Origin of the sequence: Salinimonas profundi, from assembly GCF_014750655.1 — a bacterium.
Classification (GTDB): Bacteria; Pseudomonadota; Gammaproteobacteria; order Enterobacterales; family Alteromonadaceae; genus Alteromonas; species Alteromonas profundi_A.
Genome location: NZ_JABBXD010000008.1, coordinates 24,293 through 41,649, shown reverse-complemented (window position 1 = coordinate 41,649; position 17,357 = coordinate 24,293). Strand labels below are relative to the sequence as shown.

Annotated in this window: 14 protein-coding genes; 8 read left to right on the top strand and 6 right to left on the bottom strand. The window is 51.2% G+C overall.

Annotation, left to right across the window (positions count from 1 at the left end; translation table 11 throughout):
* Positions 1-72 precede the first annotated feature (72 nt).
* Positions 73-933, top strand: coding sequence for a thioredoxin (gene trxA / locus HHX48_RS13485; RefSeq protein WP_191025959.1), 861 nt, complete (start codon positions 73-75; stop codon positions 931-933).
* 55 nt (positions 934-988) lie between these two features.
* On the opposite strand, the gene HHX48_RS13480 is transcribed toward trxA, so the two are convergent.
* On the bottom strand, positions 989-1,402 hold the full coding sequence (locus tag HHX48_RS13480) for a hypothetical protein (RefSeq protein ID WP_191025958.1): 414 nt from the start codon (positions 1,400-1,402) through the stop codon (positions 989-991).
* Between the two features lie 145 nt (positions 1,403-1,547).
* Here HHX48_RS13480 and HHX48_RS13475 point away from each other — a divergent pair, with 145 nt between their 5' ends.
* The 5 genes from HHX48_RS13475 to HHX48_RS13455 all read left to right on the top strand — a co-directional run bounded on the left by HHX48_RS13475 (position 1,548) and on the right by HHX48_RS13455 (position 6,334).
* A complete protein-coding gene (locus HHX48_RS13475; protein WP_191025957.1) occupies positions 1,548-2,708 on the top strand; it encodes an aminotransferase class V-fold PLP-dependent enzyme in 1,161 nt (386 codons plus the stop codon).
* Positions 2,701-2,898 (top strand): DUF2065 domain-containing protein, encoded by a 198-nt coding sequence (locus HHX48_RS13470; protein ID WP_223858374.1) that lies wholly within the window; start codon positions 2,701-2,703, stop codon positions 2,896-2,898. The genes HHX48_RS13475 and HHX48_RS13470 overlap by 8 nt, the downstream gene beginning before the upstream one ends.
* 158 nt (positions 2,899-3,056) lie before the next feature.
* Positions 3,057-4,355, top strand: a complete 1,299-nt coding sequence (locus tag HHX48_RS13465) for an adenylosuccinate synthase (protein ID WP_191025956.1) — start codon at positions 3,057-3,059, stop codon at positions 4,353-4,355.
* A gap of 137 nt (positions 4,356-4,492) precedes the next feature.
* Positions 4,493-5,908 (top strand): aldehyde dehydrogenase family protein, encoded by a 1,416-nt coding sequence (locus tag HHX48_RS13460; protein WP_191025955.1) that lies wholly within the window; start codon positions 4,493-4,495, stop codon positions 5,906-5,908.
* A gap of 9 nt (positions 5,909-5,917) precedes the next feature.
* Positions 5,918-6,334 (top strand): VOC family protein, encoded by a 417-nt coding sequence (locus tag HHX48_RS13455; RefSeq protein WP_191025954.1) that lies wholly within the window; start codon positions 5,918-5,920, stop codon positions 6,332-6,334.
* Between the two features lie 2 nt (positions 6,335-6,336).
* Here the strand turns inward: HHX48_RS13455 and HHX48_RS13450 are convergent, their stop codons facing one another.
* Positions 6,337-7,713 carry a Na+/H+ antiporter NhaC family protein gene (locus HHX48_RS13450; protein ID WP_191025953.1) on the bottom strand — a complete coding sequence of 459 codons (1,377 nt, stop codon included), beginning with the start codon at positions 7,711-7,713 and terminating at the stop codon, positions 6,337-6,339.
* Positions 7,714-7,887: 174 nt separating this feature from the next.
* Here HHX48_RS13450 and HHX48_RS13445 point away from each other — a divergent pair, with 174 nt between their 5' ends.
* Positions 7,888-9,762, top strand: coding sequence for a glycoside hydrolase family 3 N-terminal domain-containing protein (locus HHX48_RS13445; RefSeq protein WP_191025952.1), 1,875 nt, complete (start codon positions 7,888-7,890; stop codon positions 9,760-9,762).
* Positions 9,763-9,765: 3 nt separating this feature from the next.
* On the opposite strand, the gene HHX48_RS13440 is transcribed toward HHX48_RS13445, so the two are convergent.
* Genes HHX48_RS13440 through murQ form a run of 4 tightly spaced genes read right to left on the bottom strand, consistent with a single transcriptional unit; the run spans position 9,766 to position 16,052 of the window.
* The gene (locus HHX48_RS13440) at positions 9,766-11,097 is read right to left on the bottom strand and encodes a M14 family zinc carboxypeptidase (RefSeq protein WP_191025951.1); all 1,332 of its coding nucleotides are present in this window, start codon (positions 11,095-11,097) and stop codon (positions 9,766-9,768) included.
* Complete coding sequence (locus HHX48_RS13435; protein WP_191025950.1) at positions 11,094-13,946, bottom strand: FAD-binding and (Fe-S)-binding domain-containing protein; 2,853 nt, start codon at positions 13,944-13,946, stop codon at positions 11,094-11,096. The genes HHX48_RS13440 and HHX48_RS13435 overlap by 4 nt, the downstream gene beginning before the upstream one ends.
* Positions 13,947-13,983: 37 nt before the next feature.
* The gene (locus HHX48_RS13430; protein WP_191025949.1) at positions 13,984-15,129 is read right to left on the bottom strand and encodes an exo-beta-N-acetylmuramidase NamZ family protein; all 1,146 of its coding nucleotides are present in this window, start codon (positions 15,127-15,129) and stop codon (positions 13,984-13,986) included.
* Positions 15,126-16,052, bottom strand: a complete 927-nt coding sequence (gene murQ, locus HHX48_RS13425; protein WP_191025948.1) for an N-acetylmuramic acid 6-phosphate etherase — start codon at positions 16,050-16,052, stop codon at positions 15,126-15,128. The genes HHX48_RS13430 and murQ overlap by 4 nt, the downstream gene beginning before the upstream one ends.
* A 143-nt stretch (positions 16,053-16,195) precedes the next feature.
* On the opposite strand from murQ, the gene alr reads away from it, so the two are divergent.
* Entirely contained in the window at positions 16,196-17,317 is a 1,122-nt protein-coding gene (gene alr, locus HHX48_RS13420; protein WP_223858372.1) for an alanine racemase, read from the top strand.
* Positions 17,318-17,357 lie beyond the last annotated feature (40 nt).

The window sequence follows — 17,357 nt, the reverse complement described above, 5'->3', positions numbered from 1 at the left end:
ACCAGGTGGCTTGTTTTTTCAGCGCCTTGCCCCATATCATCAGGCAAATTGTAAAATCACGGGCAAATAACGATGGACAACCTAGTCGAAAACAATGTGGTAGATATTACGCCTGAGAACTTCCAGCAGGTAATTCTGCAGCAATCGCAGGAAAAGCTGGTATTGGTGGACTTCTGGGCGCAGTGGTGTGAACCCTGCAAAGATCTTATGCCAATGCTGGAAAAAATTGCATCTGAATATAAGAACGACATGATTCTGGCACGTGTCGATTGCGAAGCGCAGCAGGAAATCGCTGCCCAGTTTGGTATTCGCAACCTGCCCACCGTGATGGTTGTGCAGGCCGGTCAGCCAGTAGATGGCTTCGCTGGCATGCAGTCAGAAAGCCAGATCCGGGAGATGCTGGCAAAATACCTGCCTCAGCCTGGTGATGCAGAGTTGCAGCAGGCTGCTCAGTTTGTTCAGCAGGGCGATTATCAAAGTGCGTTCCCTTTGGCTAAACAGGCTGTAGATTTGAACGCTGATAACAGTGATGCCAAATATCTGTACATTGACTGTCTTATTGAAACAGGCTCGATAGCGCAGGCTAAAGCAGAGCTGGAGACGATTCGTCTGGTTGATCAGGACCAGCGATATCAGACGCTGACCGGAAAGGTCGAATTGGCTGAACAGGCGGCGGATTCCCCCGAGCTGAGAGAACTGCAGGCTGCAGTAGAAAAGAATCCGGATGATTTACAACTGAAAATTGATCTGGCTATTCAGTTACAGCAGGCGCATAAAGTGGATGAAGCGTTACCTTTATTGCATGAGGTGCTGCTTACTGACCTGAACTTTGGGGAAGCGAAAAAAGTCATGCTGGATATGATTAATGCACTGGCCGATGGCGATCCGCAAAAGTCGCTGTATCGTCGCAAGGTTTATAGCCTGCTTTACTAGAAATAGTGCGTTACAACCAGGCCCGCAGCAGCGGGCTTTTTTGTGGCAGGGTGCTTTATGGAGAGTACCCTTCCGCTTTCAGCCATTTAAGTGCAGCAAAGTACCCATCAAAATAGTGCCGGGTGTAATGCGGATACAGACTGGTATCGTGCAGGTTTGGATGAGTGCGTTCTATTTGGGCGCGCTTAACCATTCCTGAATCCAGCACATAACCAGAGCGTTGCAACCCATTTTCTATGCACATGACAATCGCATCCGCCAGAACCTTCTGACACTCCGGCGTGGTAAGAACCCAGCGCCTGCCGTCAAGCAGCGCCGCCCAGGGCTGATCATCAAACGAGGTAGCCAGAAAATGCAGCTCTTCGACAAATGCGCGAGTCGTTGGCATCGTCCATGCGCCAGTGGCATAGACTTCCAGCATATTGCCGGATTTATCCAGTGAGTACTGGCCATAGCTGGGAAATCGCATAATTAAGCCTGCTCTTGGTGCTGCATTCAGATACAAGTAAGTACTTGCTAATCTGTATTGTATACGAATCCCTCGCTGATTAGATAACTACCTTGCATAATATTTTTTTGTTAAAGTTTACAAAATCTTTACGAGTTGAGCTGCCATGTACAAGCAATTTTATCGGCGTTTTTTAACCGCCAACGCTGACGTGCAACATTACAGTTGCCACAGCCACTATTACTGGCCGGATGTTACACGCGAAGCCATGCTGGAATACTGGGAAGACAGCGCAAAATATGTAGACGAAAAGTGGACGTATTTTTTTTCAAATGCCGTGCCGCAGGTACAGTCTTATATCAGCAATATTCTCAATACCGGGATGCCCGGACAAATTGTATTTGCCCCCAATACTCATGAACTGGTTGCTCGCTTACTAAGCTGTCTGGATTACACATCACCCCCTGCTATCTTATCGACAGACAGCGAGTTTCACAGCTTTAACCGCCAGATAAGTCGCCTTAATGAGACCGGCGCGATATCGCTGCATCAGATGTCGACCCTGCCATTTACAGATTTTGAAGCGCGTTTTATTACCGCGATATTAGAGCAGAAATGGGACATGATTTTTCTCAGCCAGGTGTTTTTCAACTCTGGGTACGTGGTCAAACACTTACAGGAGATTGTGGACGCGGTGGCCGATTCCGAGACGATCATTGTGATTGATGGTTATCATGGTTTCATGGCATTGCCCACAGACCTTGCTCCCATAGCGGATCGCATTTTTTACTTAGGGGGCGGGTATAAGTATGCCCAGGCAGGCGAGGGTGCATGTTTTGCTCACGTGCCGCCGGGGTGCACATTACGGCCGGTTTATACCGGCTGGTTCGCAGAGTTTGGTGAATTGCATGAGCCGCGCTCAGACAGAGTGAACTATGCCAACAATGCCATGCGGTTTGCCGGCGCGACCATGGATTTTTGCGCGCTATATCGGTTGCGCGCAGTGTTACGTCTGTTTGACGAGCAGTCGATAGACGTTGCTACTATCGATAAGCACGTAAAAACGCTGCAGCAGCATTTTCTGCACTTACTGGATGCGCAACATCATCCATTGCTGAACCGGGAAACTCTGATGATTGACGATGAAAGTGAAAGGGGGCACTTTCTGACCTTTAGTCTGCCTGATGGTGAAGTGACAGAAATGCTCTCTCAGTTTCTTCGCAACAACAACATTCAAACAGATTTCCGGGGCAATCGTTTGCGCTTTGGATTTGGTTTATATCACGATGTGCAGGATATTGATCTGGCGTGCCTGAAACATGAATGATATTGGCGATAGCGTATGGATAGCGCTGGCCCTGGTGCTGGTACTTGAAGGTTTGGGTCCGCTTCTGTTCCCCAACCGCTGGCAACGGCTTATGCAAAAGCTGAGTCAATTGCCCGGTGGTGAATTACGACAGACCGGCGCCTTTCTGGTCATCGCCGGTTTGGTGGCATTGTTTTTTCTACTACGGTGATGCATCAGTATTTGTGAACGATCGGTGAGGTTGTAATTGCTCAAAACTATTGCATGGCTACGTAATGGGATTTGTGTATTAATTGCGCATAAAAACAGATGATCACTGAGGTTGATCTCTGGTAGAATCCCCGCCTAATTTTTTTACGCATTCGATTCATGGCTAAGAACGTAGTGGTACTTGGCACCCAGTGGGGTGACGAGGGTAAAGGTAAAGTAGTAGATCTTCTAACTGACCGTGCAAAATATGTGGTTCGTTATCAGGGCGGACATAATGCGGGTCACACACTGGTAATCAACGGTGAGAAGACCGTTCTTCACTTAATTCCATCAGGTATTCTTCGCGACAATGTCACCTGTATTATCGGTAATGGCGTGGTGTTAAGCCCTGAAGCCCTGATGACCGAAATAAAAATGCTGGAAGACCGCGGTGTACCGGTCCGTGACCGCCTGAAAATCAGCGAAGCCTGCCCGCTTATTCTGCCTTATCACATTGCCCTGGATGTGGCGCGTGAAAAAGCCCGTGGCGCACGCGCTATCGGTACGACTGGTCGTGGTATCGGTCCTGCTTACGAAGATAAAGTTTCCCGCCGTGGTTTGCGCGTAGGCGACTTATTTAACGCTGAAGATTTCAAATCCAAGCTTAAAGAAGTACTGGATGTGCATAACTTCACGCTGACCCAGTACTACAAAGAAGACGCCGTAGACTTTGATAAAGTCTACGAAGAAGCAATGGCAGTGGCTGATATTCTGAAATCCATGGTAGTGGATGTCACCGATACGCTGGATAAAGCACATCATGCCGGTGTACCTATCATGTTTGAAGGCGCGCAGGGCACATTGCTGGATATCGACCACGGTACTTATCCTTACGTCACCTCTTCAAATACCACTGTTGGCGGCGTGGCAACCGGCGCAGGCTTTGGCCCGCTGAACCTCGACTATGTTCTGGGTATTGTTAAAGCGTATACCACCCGCGTTGGCTCTGGTCCGTTCCCGACCGAACTGGATTGCGATGTGGGTCAGCACCTGGGTGAGAAAGGTCATGAGTTTGGTGCTACTACCGGGCGTAAACGCCGCACTGGCTGGTTCGATGCGGTTGCCATGAAGCGTGCGGTGCAAATTAATTCAATTACCGGATTATGCCTGACCAAGCTGGATGTTCTGGACGGTCTTGAATCCCTGCAGATTTGTGTGGGTTATAAAGACGCGCAGGGTAACGTGAAAGATGTTCCGCCTATGGCGGCTGATGATTACGAGCAAATCACGCCCGTTTACGAAGAAATGCCAGGCTGGTCTGAAACTACGTTCGGCGTACAGTCTTATGACGAACTGCCTCAGGCAGCAAAAGATTATATTACCCGACTGGAGCAGATCACCGGGGTGCCGGTAGACATTGTTTCTACTGGCCCGGATCGCAACGAAACGATCGTTTTACGTCATCCTTACGACGCGTGATCACACTTTATCCATAAAGTTATCCACAGCCTGCACCGGCAGGCTGTGTGCTTAAAAACCTTTGCTATACCCCTATCGCTTTTAAGTCCACGATGCTCTGGTATACTGCATAAATCTCAATCAGCAGTGATATGTGTATGTCCGAGTCTTCTACTTCATCCGGTGAACACCTTCAGGAAAATGCCGGGCAATGCGCAGCCGTTTACGAGCAGCTCAAATCCAGTTTTGATACCGGAAAAACCTTCGATTTAAGCTGGCGAAAAAGTCAGCTGGATGCACTCAAACGATTACTTGAAAATGAGTCTGAATCTCTGCAAGACGCGTTATACAAGGACTTGGGTAAGTGTAAAACAGAAAGCTGGGTCTCTGAAATAGGCTTTCTGCTTAACGACATTAAACACACGGTAAAACATTTAAAAAGCTGGGTTAAACCAAGAAAAGTATCGACGCCACTGGCTGCCCAACCGGGTAAGAGCTACATCATCGCCGAGCCCTTAGGCACGGTTCTGGTGATTGGCGCATGGAATTATCCGCTGCAACTGGTGCTTGCTCCCTGCGTTGCAGCCATTGCTGCGGGTAACTGTGTATTGCTTAAACCGTCCGAGCTGGCACCGGCAACCTCAGCCCTTATCCAAAAACTTATCCCCAGGTACCTTGACAACAGCGCGATCGCTGTGATCGAAGGGGGGAAGGCGATCACCACCGATCTGCTGGCGCTTTCCTGGGATCATATTTTTTATACCGGCGGTGAAACCGTCGGGAAAATCGTCATGCAGGCTGCGGCGCAACATCTTAGTTCCGTTACGCTTGAACTCGGCGGGAAGAGCCCTTGTCTGGTGGAGCGCTCTGCGGATATCGCGGTCACTGCGCGCCGGATTGTCTGGGGTAAGTGGATGAACTGCGGGCAGACCTGCGTTGCGCCAGATTATGTAGTGGTGGAAGCCTGTGTGAAAGACGCACTGGTACAAGCGATCAAAGCCGAGATCCGTGAGCAGTATGGTAAGTCGCCTGCAAGCAGTGAGGACTACGGCAAAATCATCAATACGCGTCATCTTCAGCGATTGGAAAGCTATCTTGAAGGGGTTACTGTTATCAGTGGCGGTCAGGTAGATCATGAAAACTGCACCATGGCTCCTACGCTAGTCGAGAACCCCGCAGCAGATTCAGCGATCATGCGCGAGGAAATTTTTGGCCCCATTCTGCCTATTATTACCACCACCCAGCTTTCCGATATGCTCCCTGTCATCAAGGCGCAACCCAAGCCGCTGGCGTTGTATTTATTTACCACCAGCAAATCGGTAGAGCAGCGGATCGTCCGGCAGGTCAGTGCAGGGAGCGTCTGTATCAATGACACGATGATGTTTATGACCAATCCTGACCTTCCTTTTGGCGGTGTCGGTGCCAGTGGCATGGGACGTTATCATGGTAAGGCAGGGTTTGATGAGCTGAGTCATCTTAAAGCGGTTATGTCCCGTAAGTTCTGGATGGATATCAAAGTGCGATACGCGCCATTTTCGAACTGGAAGCTGGCCGCGTTAAAAAAGTTGTTATAGGAGAAAAGCATGCCACAACCGTTTCATCTTGCGATTCCGGTGGATGACTTAAACAAAGCAAAAACATTCTATGGCCATACGCTGGGCTGTGAACAGGGCCGTAGCGATAAGCAGTGGATAGACTGGAATTTTTTCGGGCACCAGTTGGTTACACATGAAGTGCAAACCATGCCAGGTCTGGCTGGCGAGAATGCCGTTGACGACCATGCCGTGCCAGTCCCCCATTTTGGCGTTGTACTGAGTATGTCCGAGTGGCAGGCATTAGCCGACAGACTGGAGACCGCTCAGATAGACTTCATTATTTCGCCGTATGTGCGATTCAAAGGTCAGCCGGGTGAGCAGGCTACCATGTTTTTTAAAGATCCGGCGGGTAACGCGCTGGAATTCAAAGCGTTCGCCTCACCGGATCAGCTTTTTGCTACCTGATCTCAGCCAATCAGCATGACACTGGCAAGGAAATAGGCCACCAGTGTCATTCCTCCGGCCAGCAGGGCGTAGGGTAATTGTGTTCTGACGTGGGTCAGTAAGTCACAGCCTGCTGCAATAGATGAGACTGCCGAGGTATCTGAGATGGGTGAACAGTGGTCGCCAAAGATCCCGCCGCCCAGAATGGCCGCGATAACCAGCGAAGGAGGCAAGCCGAGTGTCTGAATAAGCGGCACTCCGATAGGAATTAAGATAGCAAACGTGCCCCACGATGTTCCTGTGGTAAAACTCATGATAGCGCCAGCCAGAAACAACATCGGAACAATAAGTACCAGTGGCAGGTACTCGCCCACAATACCAGATACAAACACACCGGTTCCCAGTACTTTAAGGCTGCTTCCCAGCGTTAGGGAGAGCAGAACAATGGTCACCAGCGGTAACAGCTCACCCATGCCTTTAAAGCCCACTTTAACCGCCTCCTGGTGGGTGAATCGCTTATGAGTCAGCAACAACAAGTACGCGACCGCGGTAGCCAGTACAGTGGCATATAACACCGATTTACTCCCGCTACCCTCAGCCAGTACGCCATTGCCGGTCCAGAACATAAACCCCACCATACTGAATACCATCACTGCCAGCGGAACGGTCATAAACCGGGCTTTGGTCGCAGGCTCACTTTCCAATGGCGTTTCCTGCAGGTGCTGTTGTTGTTCTTCATGCGCCATCGGCCCGTGCACTTTGTCGGTCACGATAGTGTAAATGACGATGAGCAGGGTAAATAACGCATAAAAATTTAACGGCACGGTGCCCCACAGAACGCTCACTGCCGATGCGGGCAGTTCGTAGGTTTCCAGCATACCAAGTACAAAGGCACCCCAGCCATTTAACAAAATTAAAATACACACGGGCGCGCTGGTACTGTCAATAATGTAAGCCAGGCGCGCACGGCTCATCTTAAACTTGTCGAACAGGCCACGGGCAAAGATGCCCGATGTCAGCACACTAAGGTTCGACTCAATAAATACGGCAATGCCTGTGGCCATGGTAAGCCCGCCTACCTGACGACGGCTTTTGGCTACGCCTTTACCCGTCAGCCAGTTGACCATGGCGGCAACGCCACCGGAATCCCGTATATAAGCCAGCAAGGCACCCACTAACACCGAAAACAGCAATATGCGGGTATTGCCAGGACTGGCTGCAACCTCAATAACACGCTCTACCGATGTAATAGGCGAAAGCAGCACACTCTGACCAGCTGATTGCAGCAGAATAAGCGCTTCTGCCGTCAGCACGGCAAGCAGCAGCGCCATAATGACTTCTTTTTTCCAGAAAACGACCACAATGGCCACAAGGGGTGGGACAATAGACAGCCAGTCCATGTAATTAATCCTGTATTCTTATGATTCTTGGTTGCGCCGGTCTAAGATGAAAGCCAGTGGAATTATCGCCTTCAGCCCGCGTTCTTCTTTGCCTGATTACATGATACCTGTTGAACACGTTAGATGCGATGCCTTAACCGGTAGCCATTTAATTTAAGCAGGCGCTGAAGTAATATGCAGGTCACCAACGCTTTTACCCGGGTAATTATGCGCAACGCTGTACTTTTTTGTATTCTCCCCATTTTTTCTCTTTTTGCCAGCCAGGCCGAGCCTGCAAGCCGTGATGAACTGACAACGGCGCTGGGACAGAAGCTAATGTTGGATTTTCGGTATTTTTGCGAGGACGAGACGCCATCAGCTGCCTGCCGCAAACCCATGACCACTGTGCCTGCCTCAGTGCAGTCTCTGCTGACAGAAGGGCGCATAGGCGGGGTGATTTTATTTTCAGAAAATATTCAGAGCACTGAACAACTGGTCAGGCTGAACTATCAGTTACAAACCCTGATGGCTGAACATGACTTGCCGCCTCTGTTTATTGCCATCGACCAGGAGGGCGGCCGGGTTGCCCGCATCCCGGATAGCATCGCCACGCGGTTTGTCGGGAATATGGCGATAGGTGCCACCGGTGATGATGATGCCCGCTATGCGCAAGCTGTGGCAGAAAAATTAGCTACATCGATGAGATTGTTAGGCTTTAATGTGAATTTTGCGCCGTCTGTTGATGTAAACGTCAATCCGCAAAACCCTGTGATTAACGTGCGCAGTTATGGTGAATCAGCCGAGCAGGTGGCACGTCTTGGGCAGATCACAGTCAGTGCCTTTGAGCAGCAGGATATTCTCAGCGCCCTTAAACACTTTCCGGGACACGGAGATACCCATGTCGACAGCCACACCGGATTGCCTAAAGTCACGCACACCAGAGACAGGGTTGATGCAGTCGACCTGTTGCCATTTAAAACCATTATCGATAACCAGTCACCGGCAATGGTGATGACAGCCCATATTCAGTATCCGCATTTGGATGCCACCCAGGTCAAAACCCGTGATGGTGAAAAGCGGATAGTTCCGGCGACCTTATCAAAACCGATTCTGACGAATATTTTGCGTAAAGAGCTAGGGTTTAAAGGGCTGATTGTCACCGACGCGATGGATATGGCGGGGATTGCGCATTATTTTTCACCCCGTGATGCGCTGGTTAAAACATTCAATGCCGGGGCAGATATTGCGCTGATGCCAGTTGCAATACGAAATGAGCAGGACATAGAGTCATTTTACGCGCTGCGTCATTACCTGCTGGAACAGCTGGACGCGGGTGAGTTGGACAAACAACAGCTAACTGAATCTGCGCAGCGCATTGCTGATACTAAATCACGGTTCAATGTCGGCCGGTTTATCCAGCAAACGTTAAATGAAAGGATAAAGACAGCGACCGGACAATTGCCTGGTGAAGAGGCGATACGCACCGAGCAGTCACTGGCTGATGCGGCGATTACGCTGATTAAGGGTAATCAGAGACTGCCGGTTACTCAGAAAGGACGCTGGCGAATGATCATGCCGGATGCCGCCCGCTGTAAAGCGATGGTCAACGCGATACAAGCATTGGAAAGCCAGATAGTTGTGGCGTGTCGCTCTCTGGTCAAACTACCCTCTGCGTTACCATGGCAACAATGGAACAAGAGCGACGTGCTGATTGTAGGGGATATAACGCCTGCGCATACTGTGGCTGAAATGGGCGGGCTGGACCCTGATGGACTGATAAAACATCGCAGTGGGCTGGCTGAGCGGCATGCGTTTTTGCAAACGCTGATGGAGACAGCCGGTAAAGGTGGCGCCACGAATGTGTTTGTCAGTATGCGGGCACCTTATAATACTGCAGCATTTGATCACATCAGCGACGTGCAGCTAGCAACCTTTGGTTATAACGTTGAGGTGACCCGTGGCGGCGATGCCAGAGGTGCGGTATTTAACACGCTGGCAAAAACACTGCTGGGGCGCCATACGCCATCGGGAAAATCGCCGGTAACGCTGCCGGTACCGTCAGCCGATTAAGGTTTACAGGTCGATAAAAACGCCGTCGATGATGGCCAGACCGGGGGCCTGGTCCTGCGTCAGTAGCAGGGCCGGGCGGCTACCCACCACAGCCGGAGAATAAATGCCTGTATTGCTCCACGTATCGACTACAACCGGCAGTGAGGTCTGAATAGTCAGTTTGTGGTCACTATCAATAAACCTGTTGTAACCCTGTAGTAAAAGCGCGCGGTAACGGGATGTGGTGAGAGTCAGGGACTGGCTCACACGGTAAGGGTTATCAGGCAACAGGCGCCAGCCGTCGCAGGCTTTCTCAGTAAAGCCGGCATGTGCTGCCAAATCACCGATATCGGTAATGCATGCACCTTCCTGAAGGATATTGATACTGATATCCGCAAAGTAATGGTGCTCCGGCTTACCCAGTTTGACATGCCTTAACAGGACATCGCACATTCCATCCTCAATATTTTCCGGAATATCGTAATAACCGCTGACGGCAGCCAGCGGCTTGTTCATGACAACGGCAAGGGTCGCGTAGTGCAGCGCCATCACGTTCATTTTTCTGGCAGTGTGGCGGCAGGGATCGTCATGCCGAGCTCCGCTTTCGATTAAAATCGTACTGCACATGCCAGCGATGGTGTCGCCGAAACATCGTGCCGAGAAGCCATCTACATAGCGGGCTATAGCTACATCAAAGTAGCTTGTCAGCATTTGTTGAATGTCGGCAATGAGTTGTTTGGCGCGCTGCCGCTTTATATCGGTCGTGCGCTGAGCATCAAAGGGCGGCGCAAAAAAAGCCATTGTCGAGGCACGTTTATGCACATGGTTATCACCGGCCAGATAATACGGATTCTGATCGTGCAGATTAAATGCAATATCCGGAGCGAAGCGTTTGACCTCCTGCATTAATAACATGCCTTCGGGGCTTTGTAATACGCGGGCATCGCGATTGATATCAATGGACTGGGCGTTTCTGCGTTCTCTGGCCTGCGCGCCATCGGGGTTTAACATCACAATAAAGCACAGCCTGCACTGTGAAAAAAGTGTCGACTCAGCGATATGCTCCGGCACACTGGCCAGTAGGTTAAACCAGTCCAGAACAGCGGCGGTAGCAGTAGGCTCATCGCCGTGCATCTGCGTCCAGCCCATAATACGCTTTTCTCCGTTTCCCATGCAGATCCGATGGATAGGTCTGCCATGATACGAATGCCCCACCAGAGAAACATCGATAGCGGTATCGCTGGATAACGTTTTCAAAATCGGCTGAATATCATCGAGTGTGAGATGCGACTGATGTAGTGAGGGCCAGTGCAGCTCATCAAAATAGTGACTCACAGCATTCATGAACGCTTTCATTCATTAACTCCTTGAAAATGTAAGGGCTCACTTACCTCGTTCATTAGGTACGCTATGTGCTCATAAGGAATGCCGCTGGCCTGGGATAAACCGATTTCGCAGGTTCGGCTGTTACTGATACCCCGATGACAATTTGCGGGCAATTGCTCACGCAGTGGTGACAATGCTGCCTGATTCAGCTCAGGTGTAGTAAAACCTTTATCGCCGGCAAAGCCGCAGCAGGAAATGTGGCTGGGTCGGAAGATCTCGTCGCACAGTTTATCAGCCAGAGCGCGAAGGCCAGCGGCTCCATCAAGGTGCTGACTGCTGCACGATACATGTAATGCCACCGGGGCCTTCACAGGAGTAATTAGTAATCGCGGTGCCACGACCTCATTGAGGTACTGAGTCAACTCGGTGACCTTTATTTCCGGTGCTGACAAGCTGCTCAGCGCGCAGGTACTGTTGTCGGTAATGATAGGATAGCGACCATTTTCGCTTGCCGTTTGAAGGGCGTTGACAAATCGTTCCCGATATTGCTGAGCAGCCTGCATATTACCATGGCTTTCAAATGGCTGGCCGCAGCACAGGGAGGTCAGCGCGTCGGGATACCGCACCGCTATTTTAGCTTTATTGAGAAGCTCGACCACCGTTTTATTCAGATTCTGATGTTTGTCTTTGCCGCCAAATACCCGGTTCGGGCAGGCCGGAATATAGACAACTTGCTCTGAAAATGACTGCCCGGTGGCGTATTTGGTAGATGCTGCCGGTGGTGTTGTTGACGCAAAAACCGGAATTCGCTCGCTAAGAGTGTGTGCTGTACGGGTTATTTTTTGCAGCGTTTTTTTTGACGTGACCGCGGCAGCACCAGCACTCAGCCTGAGCGCACCGCGCGCCAGCGAATGTGACAGAGGCAGATGTTCCGCCATGAAGTGCAGGCTGTCCGGTGACCTTGCATGCCGTTGTTTTTTAATCCAGGTGCCGGTATTGATGCCGACCGGACAGGCGGTGGCGCACAATCCGGTAGCGGCGCAGGTTTTGTCACCTAAATAGGCAAAGTCCTGTTCAATTTCTGCCTGATCTGCGGCCGGTAACAGCGCAGCCCGGCGCATCAGCGCAATGCGTTGTCGGGGAGACAATGTCAGTGACGCTGAGGGACATTGTGGTTCACAGAAACCACACTCTATACAGCTATCTATTTCCTCATCGATCGGAGGCAGCTGCTTAAGATCTTTTAGATGCGCCTGGGGATCATCGTTTATGATCACGCCAGGATTCAGTATGTCCGCCGGATCCAGAACATGTTTGAGCCGTTTCATTACATCCAGTGCCCGGCCTCCCCACTGCTGTCGGATGAAAGGTGCCATATTGCGGCCGGTGCCATGTTCAGCTTTCAGTGTACCGTGGAGTTTGTCAGTAACCAGCGTACTGACATCCTGCATAAAATCGCGATAGCGGGCTTTTTCTTCAGCACGGTCAAACCGCTGGGTGAAAACAAAATGCACATTGCCATCCAGGGCATGCCCGAAAATGATAGCCTCGTCATACCCGTATTTCTCAAACAACTGCTGCAATAACGCAATGCCTTGCGCCAGCTTATGCTGATCAAACGCCACATCCTCGATGATAACCGTCGTTCCAGGTTGTCTGATAGCCCCTACCGCAGGAAACAAGCCTTTGCGAATACTCCACAATGTGGTGATCACCGCGGTATCGCGGGTAAAAGGTTGCAGGGCGTGTATCGATTGCCCGGCATGAAAGCATGCTGTGACAGCGTCAAGCGCGTCATCCAGCGCATCCTGCTGGTCAGCGGTAAGCTCAATAAGCAGCGCCACGTTGTCTGAAGATACTGGCCGGGTAGAAAAGGGCGCCAGCAAATCGGCTACCGAGCGCAATGCCCGAGCATCCATCAGCTCTACGGCATCGGCACCAGCCCTGGCAAGGGTCTCAATCATATCGCAGGCATCATCGGCAGATTCAAACAGATACAGGCCGGCAGCTTTAAAGGCAGGAAGTTTTATGGTGCGGTAAGTGATATCCGCGATAAAGCCCAGGGTCCCTTCTGAGCCAATCATCAGGTGGGATATAATGTCCACCGGGTTCTCAAAATCCAGCAAAGCATTCAGGCCATACCCCAGCGTATTTTTAAATCGATACTGATGACGAATACGCTCTGTTAATATCTCGTCAGCACAGACCTCGGCGCGTAGCCGTCTGATATCATTAATGAGCCGGTCGTGCTTCCGGTAAAATTGCTTAACAGACCGCGGGTCAGAGGTATCCACCCGGGTGCCGTCAGCCAGCACGAACGTCATATGCTCCATGGTGTGGTAACTGTTATGTTTTACACCGCAGCACATGCCTGATGCATTATTCGCAGCGATTCCACCAATCTTGCAGGTGGCGATAGAGGCCGGGTCAGGACCAATTTTACGGTTAAAAGGGGCCAGTACCTGATTGGCATAAGCGCCGACAACGCCAGGCTGTAAACGGATGCGCGCGCCATCGTCCAGCACATCGGCCTGTCGCCAGTGCGTGGATAACAGAATTAATACGGAGTCGCTGATTGCCTGTCCCGATAAACTGGTCCCGGCGGCGCGAAATGTCACCGGCACCAGCCAGCGACAGGCGAGCTTCAGAACACGTTGGATTTGCGTAATATCGTCCAGTTTTAACACCAAGCGGGGTGTCAGATGGTAAAAACTGGCGTCTGTACTATAAGCGGTGCGCCGGCTCACATCACGAATAAGCTGTTCAGGCCGCAGTAGACCTTCTAACTGTGTGACAAAGGCCTGCCAGTGGTTTTTAACTGAATAAATCGCGTTGTCGGGCACCGGTGACTCATCCTGAACATACAGTAAAAACCCCATTTAAGGGGATAAACGTCCTGGTATCAACCCGTTTGTTTTATCGGTAAAGCAGATAAGGTGTACGTCGCTTTTTAAACGCCTCAAGTTCAGGTTGCCACTGTTGTCTGATCGTCGCTGCATCCTGCCCTTTGAGCATGGCCTTTCTCAGCGCATCTGTGCCTGCCAGTTTGTCAAAGAAGTCTGGGTGACTGAAAAATGTTTCGCCTGCGCTTACAAATTGCTGATAGGTATTTATCAGCAAACTGATATCGAAACCTTTTATCGTACTTTGACGCAGATCCAATGCTATAAGCTCAGCGCCTGCCAGTTTCGGTGACGGGGCCGCGCGACTGGCTTCAGGCGTGATAGTCAGGTCGCCCAGTCTTACCTTGTCATGGCCGATAATCTGAAATGGATAGGGCGTACCGCGCCCGACACTTACCGTGGTGCCTTCAAATAAACACAGGGAGGGATAAAGGCGAACAGACGTCGTGTTAGGCAGGTTCGGGCTGGGGGGGACCGGCAAGGTAACTGCCATGGTACGTGCGTAGTCCTCAACAGCCACGGTATATAGTGTTAACTTATCAGCCTGATTTATCCATTCTTCGCCTTTAATCATAAGCGCCAGTTCGGCGACCGTCATACCGTGTAAGAGCGGCAGCGGGTCAACGCCAACAAAAGACACAAAGCCGGGCTGTCTTACCGGCCCGTCGACAAAGGCGCCGTTAGGATTGGGGCGGTCTAACACGACCACGGCAACATCGTTTTCTGCCGCGGCCTCCATCACATAATGCAGCGTGCTGATATAGGTGTAAAAGCGGGTACCGACATCCTGTACGTCAAATACCAAAATATCGACATCACTGAGCATATCCGGGGAGGGCTTTTTATTCTTGCCGTAAAGTGATACGACCGGTAGTCCGGTTTGAGTATCAATATTGTCAATGACGGTTTCACCGGCAGCCTGCTTACCACGAAAGCCGTGTTCCGGTGCCATCACCTTAATCAGATTGATATTTTCACTGAGCAGAAAGTCCACCAGGTGACCGTCGGTGGCCTGACTGGTTTGATTGACTACCGCCGCGACACGTTTGTTTTTAAGCAAAGGTAAGTATTTGGCAGGCTGCTCGGCAGCAACCCGAATAGCCTGTGCGGGGATCGCGATGACTGCGAGTAGCAGAATAAGCGCCTGGCGTGCTTTCATGATTGCTCCTGCACTGCGCGGCGTAAAAAGCCATCACTGTTTTCAAGCATCCGGCGGGCTGTTGCAGCGTCGACATCACACAGAATGATCAGAATGGCGACCTTGGTGTTCTGTCCGGCGTCACTCAACGCCTGTTTTGCAGTGGGCGCCTCGCAGCCGGTAGCCTGCATCACAATGCGGATAGCCCTGGCTCGCAACTTCTCATTAGACGCATTCACATCTACCATAAGGTTCTGATAGGTTTTGCCCAACCGGATCATCGACGCGGTGGACAACATATTCAAAATCAACTTTTGCGCGGTGCCTGACTTCATGCGGGTCGATCCGGTAAGCGCCTCCGGGCCCACCACCGGGCACAATGCGATATCAGAAAATGTTAAAACGGGTGACTTAGGGGTACAGGCGATGCCTATGGTTATACAACCCCGTTCGCGGGCCTTACGCAGTGCGCCGCAGACATAAGGTGTCCGGCCGCTGGCTGACAGGCCTACGATAACGTCATGACGTGTAATAGCATGACCGTCTAAATCTTTCTGACCTTGCATATCGTCATCCTCAGCCCCTTCTACCGCATGAGTGATGGCGCGCTCGCCACCGGCAATAATGCCATTTACCAGGGTATCTTCGACAGAAAACGTGGGGCGGCACTCCACCGCGTCCAGAATGCCCAGCCTTCCACTGGTACCGGCGCCAATGTAGAAGAGCCGACCCTTGCGGCTGAGTCCGTCTACAATGCAATCCACAGCCTTTGCAATGTCGGGCAGTATCTTTTCGATAGCCGGCGCCACGAGATGATCCTCGCGGTTAATCATACGCACGATATCCAGCGCAGTGCCTTCATCGATATGCAAGGTTGCCGGATTTCTGCCTTCGGAAATGAGCGTATCAAGCTGTGCCAGCAGTGTTTCCTGAGAGCCTGCCATAAAGTACCTGTATAGAAAATGACGATATCGGGCAGTATCGGCCTGATGAAAACGGCTTGCAAGCTGACTGCACAACAAATTTGTCAGCGACCGTTAAAAATGCACGCGGCGGCGATGGTGGCTTCCAATCCATAGGTGTTTTCATGCTAGTATGCTGGCCATCCGTTAACGCAATCAGTAACAGTACGTTGAGCAGACAAACCCAGGCCATCATTCACGCCGATGCGATTATTCACAACTTTGACTACATGTGCAGACTTGCCCCGCAAAGTCGGACCATGGTGGTCATTAAAGCCGATGCTTACGGACACGGCGCAATCAATGTTGCACGCATTCTAAGAAATAAGGCGCCCGCGTTTGCTGTGGCAATTACCGAAGAAGCCATTAAGCTTCGTGAAGCCGGTATTGATGCCCCGATTGTTGTTCTGGAAGGGCCGCACCAGGAAAAGGAATGCTTGCAGGCCCGCGATGAAAATCTGACCATCGTTGTTCACGACACGACACAGCTGGAGTGGGTGAAGAAACAAACCCCGACAGATCCTCCGGGGATCTGGCTGAAAGTAGATACTGGCATGCACCGGCTTGGGATGACACCTGAAGATGCACAGCGCGCATTGACACAGTATCGTCAGATTATTGGTGATGATTGTGTACTGGTGACACACATGGCCAGCGCTGATGATACCGATAACCCGGCAACGGCTCATCAACTGGATGCATTTGCCAGGCTGGTGGCGCAAACCGGGCTTGCCGTCAGTATTGCCAATTCACCGGCCACACTTGGCTGGCCTGCGTCACATGGCGACTGGAACCGGGTCGGGCTGGGCGTTTTTGGCAGCAACCCAATGCGTGATGATGCTTATTTGTCCTGTGTTCAGCCCGCGATGACATTACGCGCTTCTGTGATTGCACTACGTACTGTTAAAGCCGGTGAGTATGTAGGCTACGGGCAGGCATGGCAGGCACAAACAGACAGTGTTATCGCTACGATTGGCATCGGTTATGCTGATGGTTATCCACGCCACTGTCCGAATGGCACACCGGTGCTGGTTAATGGCCAGCGGGCACCGCTGGCCGGACGTGTGTCTATGGACATGCTGACCGTAGATGTTACCCATGCAGGTAAGGTGCAAATCGGTGATTTTGTTGAGCTTTGGGGCGAAAACCTGCGTATTGATGAAATAGCCGCCTGTGCCGGCACAATTTCTTATGAGCTCATGACCCGCGTATCGCCACGCGTACCACGAGTTGTTCGCTACCGATAAAACAAGACATCGGTAATGCATCACCAACGAAAAAGCAGAG